The organism is Ramlibacter ginsenosidimutans (assembly GCF_016654015.1).
GTDB lineage: Bacteria > Pseudomonadota > Gammaproteobacteria > Burkholderiales > Burkholderiaceae_C > Ramlibacter > Ramlibacter ginsenosidimutans.
The window spans coordinates 567,107-579,440 of sequence record NZ_JAEPWM010000002.1; the positions used below are offsets into that span (position 1 = coordinate 567,107).

Genomic DNA, 12,334 nt, shown 5'->3' on the forward strand with positions numbered 1-12,334 from the left:
TCAGAGTCTCACAGTGCCTTCGATGCAGGTGACCGACGCGCCGCCGATCCAGATGGTGCCGGCGGCGTCGCGCTCCACGTGCACGCGGCCCGCGCGCCCGAGGGCCGTGCCCTGGCTCGCGACATAGCGGTCCGGCGCCAGCCCCGCGCCGATCAGCCATTGGGCCAGCGCGGCGTTGAGGCTGCCGGTCACTGGGTCCTCGGTCATGCCGTTGTTGCCCGGGAAGAAGGCGCGCACCTCGAACGCACAGTCGTCTCCGCTCGCGCGCGAGCCCACGACGCCGACCTTGCCGCGCGGGCCGACCACGCCGACATCCAGGCCGGCGAGCACGCCGGGGTCCGGCTTGAGCGCGAGCACTTGCTGCGCGGACTGCAGCAGGACACCGCGCCAGTTCGGCCCGTTGTCGCACCAGGCGTGCCCGACGATGTCGCTGCGCGCCACCCCCAGCCCGCGGGCGATCAGCTGCACGTCGTCCTCCGCCAGCGGTCCGCTCTTGCGCCGGGGCGGCGCCGCGAAGGCGAGTCGCGTGCCGTCGGGCCGCAGCTGCACGAGGCCGATGCCGCACTGCTGCACGACGTGATCCCCGCGCGGCCGGCCACCGGCCTCCAGCCAGGCGTGGCAGGTGCCGAGCGTCGGATGGCCTGCGAAAGGCAGCTCGCGGCCCGGGCAAAAGATGCGCACGCGGTAGTCCGCGGCGGGGTCGGTCGGCGGCAGCAGGAAGGTGGCCTCCGACAGGTTGGTCCAGTTGGTGAAGTCCTGCATCTGGGCATCGGAGAGCCCTTCGGCGTCGACGACCACGGCGACCGGGTTGCCGCGGTAGGGATGCTCGGTGAACACATCGACTTGCTTGAACGCGCGCAGGCGCATGGTATTCATCCCAGTGGAACGTCGAGGGCGCCGCGGGCGGCGGGCAGGGAGCGCAGGCCGTCGTACCAGCGCTGCAGGTTGGCGTGCGGCGGGTGCGCGAGGGGCAGGCCCCACCAGCGGTGCATTTCGCACGCGATGGGGATGTCGGCCATGGTGAGGCGCTCGCCCGCGAGGAAGGGTTGCCGCGCGAGGTGCGCGTCCAGCATCGCCAGCAGCGGCTCGGTGGCTGCAACGGACGCGTCGATCCGTTCCGCGCTGCGCTGGTCCCCGGGTGTGCGGAACAGCTGGATGAACGCTTCGCGTCCGGCGCCGTTGAGGGTGGTCTGCTGCCAGTCCATCCAGCGCTCCGCGTCGAAACGCTCGCGCAGGCCGGCCGGATGGAGATCGCCCGGCGAGTACTTCGCGCACAGGTAGCGCACGATGACGTTCGACTCCCACAGGACGTAGTCGCCGTCCTCCAGCGTGGGCACCAGCGCGTTCGGATTGCGTGCGAGGTACTCCGGCGTCCGGACCACGCCGAAGCCGGCCCCTGCGTCCACGCGCTCGAACGGGACCCGGAGCAACTGCGCGGTGAACACCACCTTGCGCACGTTGATCGAGGAGATGCGGCCCCAGATCTTCAGCATGCGCAGCGCTCGCGCGCGGCCCGGATGCTCGCTGCGAGCGCCGCGATGCCACGGTCGATCTCGGCGACCGAGGCCGTGACGAAGGACAGCCGCAGCGTGCGTGCATCGGCGGCGTCGGGGTAGAACGGGGCGCCGGGAACGAACGCCACGCCCTGCTCGACGGCCTGCGGCAGCAAGCTGGCGGCATCCAGTCCCGCGGGCAGCTTCGCCCACAGGAACATGCCGCCCTGCGGGGTGTTCCATTCCATGTCCAGGCCTCGCATCTCGCGTTCGAGTGCCGCGAGCATGGCATCGCGCTGCGCCTTGTACAAGGCGCGGATCGTCGGCACGTGGCGCTCGAGGAAGCCGTCGCGCAGCACTTCGGCGACCATGCGCTGGTTGAAGCCGGGGCTGTGCAGGTCCGCTGCCTGCTTGGCCTGCAGCAGCTTGGGGAACACGGCATGGGGCGCGACCAGGAAGCCCAGGCGCAGCCCGGGGGCCAGCACCTTCGAGAACGAGCCGAGGTAGATGGTGCCCTCCGGATGCCGGGCGGCGAGCGTCGGCGGCGGCGCAGTGTCGAACCAGAGGTCCCCGTACGGGTTGTCCTCCACCAGCGGCAGCGCGAGTTCGCGCGCGGTCTGCGCCAGTGCGGCGCGCCGGCTCTCGCTCATGGTGCGCCCGGTCGGATTCTGGAAGCTGGGCATCACGTACAGGAACCGCGCGCCAGGGCGCAGCCGTGCGAGCTCCGCGATGTCGATGCCGTCGGCGTCGCAAGGGACTCCAGCCGCCGCCGGCTGCATGGGCGCGAAGGCCTGCAGCGCGCCCAGGTAGGTCGGCGTCTCCACGAGCACGCGGCTGCCCTCGTCGATCAGCACCTTGGCCACCAGGTCCAGGCCCTGCTGCGAGCCGGTCGTGATCAGCACCTGCTCCGGGTCCACTGACCACGGCAGCATGCGGGCGACGGCTTCGCGCAAGGGGCGGAAGCCTTCGCTGGCGGCATACTGCAGTGCGCCCGCGCCGTCGTCGCCCAGCACGCGCTCGCACGCCTTGGCGAATTCCGCGATGGGGAAGGTCCTGGGCGAGGGCAGTCCGCCGGCGAAGCTGATGATGCCGGGACGCTCGGTGACCTTCAGGATCTCGCGCAGCACGGACGGGTTCATGCGTTCGGCACGGCGTGCGAGGGTCCAGCCCGTGGCGGGCGGCAGGTCGTGGGGATTCATCGTGGCTCCAGGGCAGGGGAAACGGAAGCGGCAGGGCGAGGCGCCGCGCGCACCGGCATCCTCCTGCCGGCGAAGACGGTGGCGATGACCGCGAGCGCGAAACCGAGCGTGACCAGGTCGAGGTGCTCGCCGAGCAGCGGCACCGCGAACATCATGCTGAGGAAGGGCTGCACCAGCTGGACCTGGCTCACGCGCACCGTGCCGCCCAGGGCGAGGCCGCGATACCAGGCGAAGAAGCCGATCCACATGGAGAACAGGGCGACGTAGCCGAAGGCCCACCAGGCGCTCGCCGGCAGCGCCGCGGCGGGGCGCGTCCAGAGCGCGAGCGGAAGCGTCAGCGGCCAGGCGATCACCAGGGCCCAGCAGATCACGTGCTCGGCCCGCATGCGCTGGGACAGGCGCGCGCCGTAGCCGTAGCCCACCGCCGCGCAGCCCATGGCGGCGAGCAGCAGCATGTCGGCCACATGCAGGTGCAGGCCTTCGCCGGGACCGGAGCGCAGCAAGGCGAACGCCACGACCAGCGCGCTGCCGAACAGCGCACAGGCCCAGAAGCCGTGCGACGGACGTTGCCGATGCAGCAGTGCCCCCACCAGGGCGGTGGCCAGGGGCAGCACGCCGACGATGACGCTGGCGTGCACGGCCTCCACGTAGCGCATCGCGACCGAAGTGAACAGGGGGAAACCGAAGACGACGCCCGCCGAGGTCAGCACGAGCGGCCACCACTCGGAGGCACGCGGCCACGGCGCGCGCGTCACCAGCAGGAACAGGGCGGAGAAAACAGCGGCGACGGCCGCGCGACCCAGCGCCACGAACACGCCGGACATGAGCGGCGCCTGCGGCGTGCCCACGGCCAGGCGCGTCATCGGCAGGGTGAGCGCGAAGATCGCCACGCCGGCGAAACCCAGCCAGAGGCCGCGTCGTTCGGCGGGGGTCATACCGTCACCATCCAGGCCGCGGTGCCGGCCAGGACGGCGGCAAGCACGCGATTGAACCAGAGCAGGCGGCGTCCGTGCGCCAGCCAGTTGCGCAGCAGCGAGCCCACGAGCGCGTACGCGAAGTTGCTGGTGAATGCGAACAACAGCATGACGGCGCAGATGATCGCGAGGCGCTGGCCGGGATTGCTGGCCGGCTGCCCCGCGGCATTGACGACCCAGCCGGCGGTGAGCGTGAGGGCGAGCATCCACGCCTTGATGTTGAGGAATTGCAGTCCCACGCCTTGCCAGAACGTGACGCGCAAGCGGCGTTCGTCGACCTGCACGAGTTCGCCCGAGCGGGCGAGTCGCCACGCGAGCCAGAGCATGTACGCGACGCCGGCGACCTTGAGGCCCCAGCGCAGCGCCGGGACGCCCAGCACGAGCGCACCCAGTCCCAGGCCGCTGCCCGCCATCAGCACCGTCCAGCCGGTGGGCACTGCGAAGCAGAAGCGCAATGCACGCCGCAAGCCCCCGTTGGCCGCCAGCGCGGTTGATAGCGTCGTGTTCGGGCCGGGCGAGAAGCTCATTGCGCTGCAGAACAGCAGCAAGGCGGTGATCTCGGAGGGGCTCATGCGGGGTGGGATTGCAGGGGCATGTGGCTCAATGTAATCTGAGGTACCAATACACGACCCATACAGTTTCCCAGATCACCAGGGCCGCTGTATCGGCCGCCATGCCAGTACACGAGGAACTCCCATGCTGATGAAGGCATCGTCGCAGTCGCTGACCGAGCAGCTGGCCGGCCGCTTCTCCGAGCGCATCCGCCACCGCCTGCTGGCCCCCGGAGCGCGCCTGCCCTCCGTGCGCCAGTGCGCCGAGCAGCATGGCGTGAGCCCGTCCACCGTGGTCGCGGCCTATGACCAGTTGCTGGCGCAAGGGATGGTGGAGGCGCGCAAGAACCGCGGCTTCTTCGTGCGGGAGGTCGGCGCGCCGGCGGACGGGCAGGCGTCGGCTCCGGTAGGGCCCCAAGGCATCCATGTTGCGGCGCACTGGATCGTCGCGCGCCGCAGCTCCGCGCCGGTGAACGCCACCGCGCTGATTCGCGGCATGTTCCACAAGATCAGCGACAAGCCGCAACCGGGCATGGGCGTGCTGCCGGCAGAGTGGCTCGAGTCCACGTTCATGCCGGCCGCCGTGCGCAAGGTGACCGGCACGAAGATGCTGCACGACGTCTCGCTGCAGTACGGCGAGCCACTGGGCGACACCAGCTTGCGCCGGGCGCTGGCGACCAAGCTGGCCGGGCTCGACGTGCCGGCCTCGGCCGACCAAATCATCACCACGATCGGCGCCACGCATGCCCTGGACATCGTGAGCCGCACGCTGCTGCGGCCCGGCGACCCGGTGATGGTGGAGGAGCCGGGTTGGGCGGTGGAGTTCGCGCGGCTCACCGCCCTGGGGATGCACCTGCTGCCCGTGCCGCGCCGCGCCGACGGTCCGGACCTGGACGTGATGGCGAAGTACTGCGCAGTGCACAAGCCCAAGCTGTATGTCAGCGTGAGCGTGCTGCACAACCCGACCAGCTATTGCCTGTCGCCGGGCAGCGCCCACCGGCTGCTGCAGCTGGCGCACGAGCACGATTTCCACATCGTCGAGGACGACACCTACAGCCACATCGCGCCGCCGCATGCGTCACGCCTGTGTTCGCTCGACGGACTGCGGCGCACGATCTACGTCGGCGGCTTCGCGAAGATCCTGGCGCCCAACTGGCGCATCGGCTACCTGGCCGCGCCCCGCCCGCTGCTGGAGCAGTTGCTCGATACCAAGCTGCTCGGGACGCTGACGACGCCGGCCCTGCTGGAGCGGGCGCTGGCGCTGTGCATCGAGCAGGGACAGCTGCGGCGGCATAGCGAACGCATCCGCACCCGGCTGGACCTGGCGCGGGCGCGCAGCGTGAAGCTGGCCCTGAACGCAGGCTGCCGTTTCGCCGCGGAACCCGCGGGCCTGTTCGGCTGGGTGGACACCGGCGTGGACACGGACGCGCTTTCGCAGCGCATGCTGGACGAGGGTTACCTGCTGGCGCCTGGCGCCTTGTTCCATGCCGAGCGCAAGCCGAGCACGCTGATGCGCATCAACTTCGCGACCACGCAGGATGCGGCGTTCTGGAAGAAATACGCGGAGCTCGTGAAGCGGATGTAGCGCTTACAGCATCTGGTCCGGCGCCAGCGGGCCCAGCAGCTTCACGAGCAGCTTCAGCTTGGTGCTGGCCTCCGGCTCGCTGCTGGCATCCGCGAACCCGGCGCCGGGCGGTGCCCGCCAGTACAGGTGGCCGTCCTTGCGCTCGAGCCGGTAGGCTGCGGTGGCGAGGGTGTTCTCGGCATGGGCCGTCGCCTGCTGGGCCAGCGCCGGGCTGCGAATCACCAGGCCGACCTCGCTGTTCTTCAACTGCGAGCGCAGGTCGAGGTTCATGGAGCCGATCACGGCGTAGTAGCCGTCGATGATCACCACCTTGGAGTGCAGGCTCGCGCGGGAAGTGCCGCCCTTCGATCCGCCGACGCCGCTGCCCATCCAGCCGCCACTGCCCTGGTGCGTGCCGCCTCCGGACCCCGCCAGCTTCGCTGCAGTCTCGGGGGCAGAGCGCATCTCATAGAGCTCGACACCCATGTCCAGCAAGGGCTGGCGGTAGCGCGCGTAGCCGGCGTGCGCCGCCGGCGCGTCGTTCGAGGCCAGTGAATTGGTCAGCACGCGCATGCGCACGCCGCGCTGGCGCAGCTGCCGGTACACGGCCATCATTTGCTCGCCCGGCACGAAGTACGGGGAAATGATCAGCACGTCGTGGTGTGCCTGCTGCATCAGGCTCAGGAGGCCGTCGATGGCCGTTTCGCCCGCATTGACCTCGTCGTCGCCGGGACCGATCTTTCCGGGCTTGTCCGCGAGCAGGATGGACGGAGCCCAGGTGAGGGAGAGGGTGCGCAGGTCGAGCGGTGCACGGTCCGCGCGAGCCACGGCGGCAGGGCTGACCGAGGGGATGACGGTGGGGGAAACGGTCACCGGCAAGGACGCCGCCGCCGCCGGAGTGACTCCTGCGGCCGTGCCGCCGGGAGCGGAGGCCGGCGCCTCGGGCTTGCGCAGCTTGTCCAGGTCCTCGGGCGACAGCAGGGTCTGCACCGGGTAGGCGAGCTCGTCGTTCCAGAAGCGGTCGAAGCTCGCCGACATGTCGCGCACGATGCGTCCCGCGGCGAGCACGTCGAGGTCCACGAAATTCTGCTTGTCGCCGGCGCCGAAATAGACGTCGCCGAGGTTGCGTCCGCCGGTGACGCCCCAGGCGTTGTCGGCGATGAACAGCTTGTTGTGCATGCGCTTCTGCATGCCGGCCACGTCGTCCAGCGAAGTGAGGATGCGCCCGACCATGTTCTGCCGCGAGCCGGGAATCGGGTTGAAGAGGCGCATCTGTACGTTGGGCTCGAAGGCGAGGCGCAGGACCTGCGTGTCCTTGCCGACCGAGTTGAAGTCGTCCAGCAGGATGCGCACGCGCACGCCGCGCCGGGCGGCATTGCGCAGGCCCTGCAGCAGCACCTCGGTGCTCGCGTCCGCGTGGATCGCGTAGTACTGGAGGTCGAGCGTGCGCTGAGCGTCGTCGATCAGCGCGATCCGCGCGGCGAGCGCGGCATCGACGTCACTCAGCAGGTGGAAAGCCGAGTCGCTGCGGGCGCCCGCCTGCGCCCGTCGCGCGACCGTCAGTTGGCCCAGCGCAGTCTCTTCCGGCTGTGCGAATGCCGTGGAGGCCACCCGGTTGGTGTTGGCCGGCAGGCTGGCGCAGCCTGTGGTCCACCCGAGCAGCAAGAGCATCGTGGCCATGCGCCATGCGCGAAACCAGGGCGAAGGCGGGTCGATGGTCGAGCGCGGGCGGAAAGTCAGCATAGGTTCAGCGACTGTATCGGCCGCGCACCGCGCCCGGTGGCCGATGAAGGTCAGCAATGACCGGCTTTGCTTGCCGGCCGCAGCCTACAGCTGACCAAGGGCCTCCCAGCGCTCGAGCGCCGACATGAGTTCCTGCTCGATCTGGTCGACGCGCGCGGACAGTTGCGTCGCGCGCTGCGGATCGTCGCGGTAGACGCGGCCTTCTGCCAGTTCCGCCTGCACTTCGGTCTGTTCCTTCTCGAGCGCCTCGATCATCTGGGGCAGGCCCTCGAGCTCTCGCTGTTCCTTGAAGCTGAGCTTGCGCCGTGCCGGCGGCGCGGGTGCAGCGGGAGCGGGCGTGGGGCTCGCCGTCGCGCCGGCCGGTGCGGACGTGGAGCGCGCCTGCGCTGCCTGGGCGAGCTCGCGCGAGCGTTGCGACTGCGTGAGCCAGTCCTCGACACCGCCTTCGTATTCGCGCCAGCGGCCGTCGCCCTCGAACGCGATGGTGCTGGTCACGACGTTGTCGAGGAAAGCACGGTCATGGCTCACCAGGAACACGGTGCCCTCGTAGTCCTGCAGCAGTTCCTCCAGCAGCTCCAGCGTGTCGATGTCGAGATCGTTCGTGGGCTCGTCGAGCACGAGCACGTTGGCCGGGCGCGCGAACAGCCGGGCCAGCAGCAGCCGGTTGCGCTCGCCGCCGGAGAGCGAACGCACCGGCGAATTGGAACGCGCGGGGGAAAAGAGGAAGTCGGCGAGATAGCTCTTGACGTGCTTGCGCTGGCGGCCGATCTCGATCCATTCGCTGCCGGGGCTGATGAAATCCTCCAGCGTCGCGTTCGGGTCGAGCGCGGTGCGCATCTGGTCGAAGTACGCGACCTGCAGGTTCGTGCCCGAACGCACGGTGCCGCTGTCGGGGGCGAGCTCGCCGAGGATCAATTTGAGCAGCGTGGTCTTGCCCGCGCCGTTGGGGCCGACCAGCCCCACCTTGTCGCCGCGCAGGATGGTCGCGCTGAAATCGCGCACCACCTGCTTGTCGCCGAAGGCCTTGGAAACGTGCTGCAGCTCCGCGACGATCTTGCCGGTAGGTTGCCCGGCCGCCACCTCCATGCTGACGCGTCCGATCGTTTCGCGGCGCGCGGCGCGGCGCGCCCTCAAGTCCTGCAGCCGGGTGATCCGTCCCTGCGCGCGTGTGCGCCGCGCTTCCACCCCCTTGCGCACCCAGACCTCTTCCTGCGCGAGCAGCTTGTCGGCCTTGGCGTTGATCACCGCCTCCTGGGCAAGCTGCTCCTGCTTGAGCAACTGGTACTGGCTGAAATTTCCCGGGTAGGAGAGCAGCCGGCCGCGATCGAGCTCGACGATCCGGGTCGCGACGCGATCGAGGAAGGTGCGGTCGTGGGTGATCACGACCACGCTGCCGCGGAAATCCCGCAGCAGGTTCTCCAGCCATTCGATGGAGTCGAGGTCGAGGTGGTTGGTGGGTTCGTCGAGCAGCAGGACGTCGGGCCGGCGAACGAGCGCCTGCGCGAGCGCGACGCGCTTGCGGTTGCCGCCGGAGAGCGAATCGATGCGCGCCTCGGGATCGAGATGGAGCCGATGCAGGGTCTCGTCGACGCGCTGCTGCCAGTTCCACCCGTCCTGCGCCTCGATGCGCCCTTGCAGCCGGTCGAGGTCGCCTCGTCCGTGGCTGTAGTCGTCGATCAGGGCGAGGACATCGGCGATGCCGGATTGCACGGCACTGAAGACCGTCGCATCCTCCGCGAGCTGCGGCTCCTGCGCGACGAACGCGCAATGCAGGCCCTGCTGGCGCTGCACTTCGCCGTCGTCGGGCCGCTCCTGGCCCGCGAGGATGCGCAGGAGCGAGGACTTGCCCGCGCCATTGCGGCCGATCAGGCCGACGCGCTCGCCGGCCTCGAGCGAAAAGTCGGCGTGGTCCAGCAGCGGTACGTGTCCGAAGGCCAACTGCGCATCGGCGAGGGTGATGAGGGCCATGTGTGGGGCAAAAGCCGGTGAGGGTAGCACTGCGGCCCTGGTTCGGGCATTGCGCACTATCGCCGGTGCGAGCGGCGTCGCTATAGTGGGAGCTGCCCTGGAAGGAGGGGTTCCGTGGAGTTGAACATCAATGGTGCGCGCCTGCAGGTAGAGGCGGATGCCGCGATGCCCCTGCTGTGGGTGCTGCGCGACCTGCTGCAGATGACCGGGACGAAGTTCGGCTGCGGCATCGCCGCTTGCGGCGCCTGCACGGTCCGCATCGACGGCAAGGCGGTGCGCTCGTGCGTGACGCCGGTGGGCGGCGTGGGCGGCAAGGCCATCCAGACCATCGAAGGCCTCGGCACCGCCACCCGGCCGCATCCGCTGCAGACAGCCTGGATCGCCGAGCAGGTGCCGCAATGCGGCTACTGCCAGAGCGGCATGCTCATGGCCGCGGCGGCGCTGCTGGAAAGAAAGCCGAAGCCGTCCGACGCGGACATCGACGAGGCCATGACGAACATCTGCCGCTGCGGCACCTACCAGCGGGTGCGCCTGGCGATCAAGCGCGCTGCGCGGACGAAGGCATGAAGCGGCGCGCATGGTTGCTGGGCACCACTGCCGGCGCGGGCGCGTTGCTGGTTGGATGGGTGGCCATGCCGCAGCGCTCGCGCTTGGGGCTCGCATCGATGATGGCCGCCGGCGAGGGCGACATCGCGCTCAACGGCTGGATCAAGATCCTTCCGGACAGCCGCGTGGTGCTGGCGATGCCGCGCAGCGAGATGGGCCAGGGAGTGCACACCGCGCTGCCGCAACTGGCTGCGGAGGAACTGGATGTTCCCCTGTCCAGAGTACAGATCGAGCAGGCCGGGTGGGACGCGATCTATGGCAACGTCGCGATGCTCGAGGGCAATCTCCCGTTCCATCCGCTGGAGGCGGAGCGCGAAGACGGCTTCGGGCGCGTCAAGGCCGGGCGCTGGCTCGTGTGCAAGCTGGCGCGGGAACTCGGGCTGAACGCGACGGGCGGGTCGTCGAGTGTGGCGGACGCGTGGGACGTCGTCCGATTTGCCGCCGCGGCGGCGCGCGCGTGCCTCGTCGGGGCGGCGTCGCTGCAGTGGAAGCTTCCGGCCGAAGACTTGCGCGTGGCCGGTGGCGTCGTCTCGCATCCCTCCGGGCTGTCGCTGACCTATGGCGAGCTTGCGCGCAGTGCCTCGGCCACGCCGCCAGGCAGCGTGGTGCTCAAGGACCGGTCGCAATGGCGAGTCATAGGTCAGCCTGCCCCACGGCTTGACTTGCCGGGCAAGGTGAACGGAACCGCTCGCTTCGGTCTCGACGTGCGAGTGCCGGGGATGCGTTTTGCAGCGCTGAGACTCGCTCCCATGCTCGGAGGGGAGCCGGGGCGCATCGACGCGCAGCGCGCCCTCGCGATGCCCGGAGTGCAGCGCGTGGTCACGCTGCCGGCCTATGGCGGGTCCACGGCGGGAGTGGCGGTGGTGGCGGACAGCTTCTGGCGTGCACAACAAGCCGCCCAGGCCGTGGACGTGGACTGGATTCGGGCCCCGAGCGCCGTCGACACGCAGCAGATCGATGCATCTCTGCGCGACGCTGTCGTGCGTCGGGACGGCTATCGGTTCTACGAGCGTGGCAACGTGGAGCAGCCCGCACCTGCGGGCAGTCGGACCATCGAAGCGTGGTACAGCGCGCCTTACCTGGCGCACGCGACGCTGGAGCCCATGAATGCGACGGCGAGGGTGTCGGACGGCCGCGTCGAGGTCTGGGCGCCGACGCAGGTTCCGCAGATGTGCCGCGCCGCTGCCGCACGCGTCGTGGGTGTGCCTGAAGATCATGTGGACCTGCACGTGACCTTGCTGGGCGGCGGGTTCGGACGTCGCCTCGAAGTCGACTACGTCGCCCAGGCCGTGCGGGTGGCAATGGATGTGCCAGGCGTCCCTGTGCAGTTGATCTGGCCGCGCGAAGAGGACATGCGGCACGATTTCTACCGGCCCATGCACGTCGCGCGCCTGCGCGCCCAGGTCAGCGCGACGGGGGAGCCGGTCGCGCTGGAGATCAAGTCCGCCGGGGACGCCATTTCGCCGCGCTGGATGGAACGGGGGCTGCCATCGCTCTCCGGACCGATCGACCTGCCCGACAAGACCGCTTCAGAGGGCCTGTTCGACCAACCCTATGGCTTCCCTCGCCAGCGCATGGAGCACGTGTTCACGCACAGCGGGGTGCCGGTGGGCTTTTGGCGATCCGTAGGCCACTCGCACAACGCATTCTTCACCGAGTCGTTCATCGACGAACTGGCCGAGCAGCTGCAGCGGGATCCCGTGGAGTTCCGGCGCTTGCTGCTCAAGGACGCGCCGCGGCATCGTGCGGTGCTGGATCTGGCCGCCGAACGCGCCGGCTGGGGCACGCGTCCTCCGGCGCCTGGGCGCGCGCTCGGGGTGGCGCTGCACGAGTCTTTCGGATCCGTTGTCGCGCAGGTGGCCGAGGTCTCCATCGACCGGGGGCTGCCACGGGTGCACCGTGTTGTGTGCGCCCTCGACTGCGGCACGGTCGTCAACCCGCAGATCGTGGCGCAGCAGATGGAGGGGGCCGTCATATTCGGCCTGACAGCCGCCCTGTATGGCCGCATCGACATTCGGGACGGCGTCGTGCAGCAGCGGAACTTTCCGGACTACCCCATGCTCACACTGCCCGCTGCGCCGACCGTGGAGACGTACATCGTTGCGTCGGAGCGGGCGCCGGCAGGCGTGGGAGAGCCAGGGGTTCCCCCCATCGCGCCCGCGGTGGCGAACGCGCTGTTCGCGCTCACGAAGCAGCGGCACCGTTCGTTACCGTTCGCGCTCTAGGAACGCGGGTT

Annotated in this window: 10 protein-coding genes; 3 read left to right on the forward strand and 7 right to left on the reverse strand. The window is 69.8% G+C overall.

Annotation, left to right across the window (positions count from 1 at the left end; genetic code table 11):
- From JJB11_RS08720 to JJB11_RS08740, 5 genes are read right to left on the reverse strand one after another with little or no spacing between them, the layout of a single operon-like run.
- A complete protein-coding gene (locus JJB11_RS08720) occupies window positions 1–867 on the reverse strand; it encodes a PhzF family phenazine biosynthesis protein (RefSeq protein ID WP_201169155.1) in 867 nt (288 codons plus the stop codon).
- A 5-nt stretch (window positions 868–872) separates the two neighbouring features.
- A complete protein-coding gene (locus JJB11_RS08725; RefSeq protein WP_201168548.1) occupies window positions 873–1,493 on the reverse strand; it encodes a glutathione S-transferase family protein in 621 nt (206 codons plus the stop codon).
- Window positions 1,487–2,692 (reverse strand): aminotransferase-like domain-containing protein, encoded by a 1,206-nt coding sequence (locus tag JJB11_RS08730; RefSeq protein ID WP_201168550.1) that lies wholly within the window; start codon window positions 2,690–2,692, stop codon window positions 1,487–1,489. The genes JJB11_RS08725 and JJB11_RS08730 overlap by 7 nt, the downstream gene beginning before the upstream one ends.
- Window positions 2,689–3,627 carry a DMT family transporter gene (locus JJB11_RS08735; RefSeq protein WP_201168552.1) on the reverse strand — a complete coding sequence of 313 codons (939 nt, stop codon included), beginning with the start codon at window positions 3,625–3,627 and terminating at the stop codon, window positions 2,689–2,691. The genes JJB11_RS08730 and JJB11_RS08735 overlap by 4 nt, the downstream gene beginning before the upstream one ends.
- A complete protein-coding gene (locus JJB11_RS08740) occupies window positions 3,624–4,238 on the reverse strand; it encodes a LysE family translocator (protein ID WP_201168554.1) in 615 nt (204 codons plus the stop codon). Before JJB11_RS08740 ends, JJB11_RS08735 begins: the two co-directional genes overlap by 4 nt.
- A 124-nt stretch (window positions 4,239–4,362) precedes the next feature.
- Between JJB11_RS08740 and JJB11_RS08745 the strand changes: the two genes are divergently transcribed.
- Window positions 4,363–5,802, forward strand: a complete 1,440-nt coding sequence (locus JJB11_RS08745) for an aminotransferase-like domain-containing protein (RefSeq protein ID WP_201168557.1) — start codon at window positions 4,363–4,365, stop codon at window positions 5,800–5,802.
- Between the two features lie 3 nt (window positions 5,803–5,805).
- On the opposite strand, the gene JJB11_RS08750 is transcribed toward JJB11_RS08745, so the two are convergent.
- Window positions 5,806–7,524 carry a phospholipase D family protein gene (locus JJB11_RS08750; protein WP_201168560.1) on the reverse strand — a complete coding sequence of 573 codons (1,719 nt, stop codon included), beginning with the start codon at window positions 7,522–7,524 and terminating at the stop codon, window positions 5,806–5,808.
- 84 nt (window positions 7,525–7,608) lie between these two features.
- Window positions 7,609–9,492 (reverse strand): ATP-binding cassette domain-containing protein, encoded by a 1,884-nt coding sequence (locus JJB11_RS08755; protein ID WP_201168577.1) that lies wholly within the window; start codon window positions 9,490–9,492, stop codon window positions 7,609–7,611.
- A 114-nt stretch (window positions 9,493–9,606) separates the two neighbouring features.
- Between JJB11_RS08755 and JJB11_RS08760 the strand changes: the two genes are divergently transcribed.
- Together JJB11_RS08760 and JJB11_RS08765 are read left to right on the forward strand one after the other, a co-directional pair.
- Complete coding sequence (locus JJB11_RS08760; RefSeq protein WP_201168580.1) at window positions 9,607–10,059, forward strand: 2Fe-2S iron-sulfur cluster-binding protein; 453 nt, start codon at window positions 9,607–9,609, stop codon at window positions 10,057–10,059.
- Window positions 10,056–12,323 carry a xanthine dehydrogenase family protein molybdopterin-binding subunit gene (locus tag JJB11_RS08765; RefSeq protein ID WP_201168583.1) on the forward strand — a complete coding sequence of 756 codons (2,268 nt, stop codon included), beginning with the start codon at window positions 10,056–10,058 and terminating at the stop codon, window positions 12,321–12,323. The genes JJB11_RS08760 and JJB11_RS08765 overlap by 4 nt, the downstream gene beginning before the upstream one ends.
- Window positions 12,324–12,334 lie beyond the last annotated feature (11 nt).

Coding starts and splice junctions, on each gene's coding strand:
- JJB11_RS08720 (WP_201169155.1), bottom strand. CDS start 867: ATGCGCCTGCGCGCGTTCAAGCAAGTCGATGTGTTCACCGAGCATCCC.
- JJB11_RS08725 (WP_201168548.1), bottom strand. CDS start 1,493: ATGCTGAAGATCTGGGGCCGCATCTCCTCGATCAACGTGCGCAAGGTG.
- JJB11_RS08730 (WP_201168550.1), bottom strand. CDS start 2,692: ATGAATCCCCACGACCTGCCGCCCGCCACGGGCTGGACCCTCGCACGC.
- JJB11_RS08735 (WP_201168552.1), bottom strand. CDS start 3,627: ATGACCCCCGCCGAACGACGCGGCCTCTGGCTGGGTTTCGCCGGCGTG.
- JJB11_RS08740 (WP_201168554.1), bottom strand. CDS start 4,238: ATGAGCCCCTCCGAGATCACCGCCTTGCTGCTGTTCTGCAGCGCAATG.
- JJB11_RS08745 (WP_201168557.1), top strand. CDS start 4,363: ATGCTGATGAAGGCATCGTCGCAGTCGCTGACCGAGCAGCTGGCCGGC.
- JJB11_RS08750 (WP_201168560.1), bottom strand. CDS start 7,524: ATGCTGACTTTCCGCCCGCGCTCGACCATCGACCCGCCTTCGCCCTGG.
- JJB11_RS08755 (WP_201168577.1), bottom strand. CDS start 9,492: ATGGCCCTCATCACCCTCGCCGATGCGCAGTTGGCCTTCGGACACGTA.
- JJB11_RS08765 (WP_201168583.1), top strand. CDS start 10,056: ATGAAGCGGCGCGCATGGTTGCTGGGCACCACTGCCGGCGCGGGCGCG.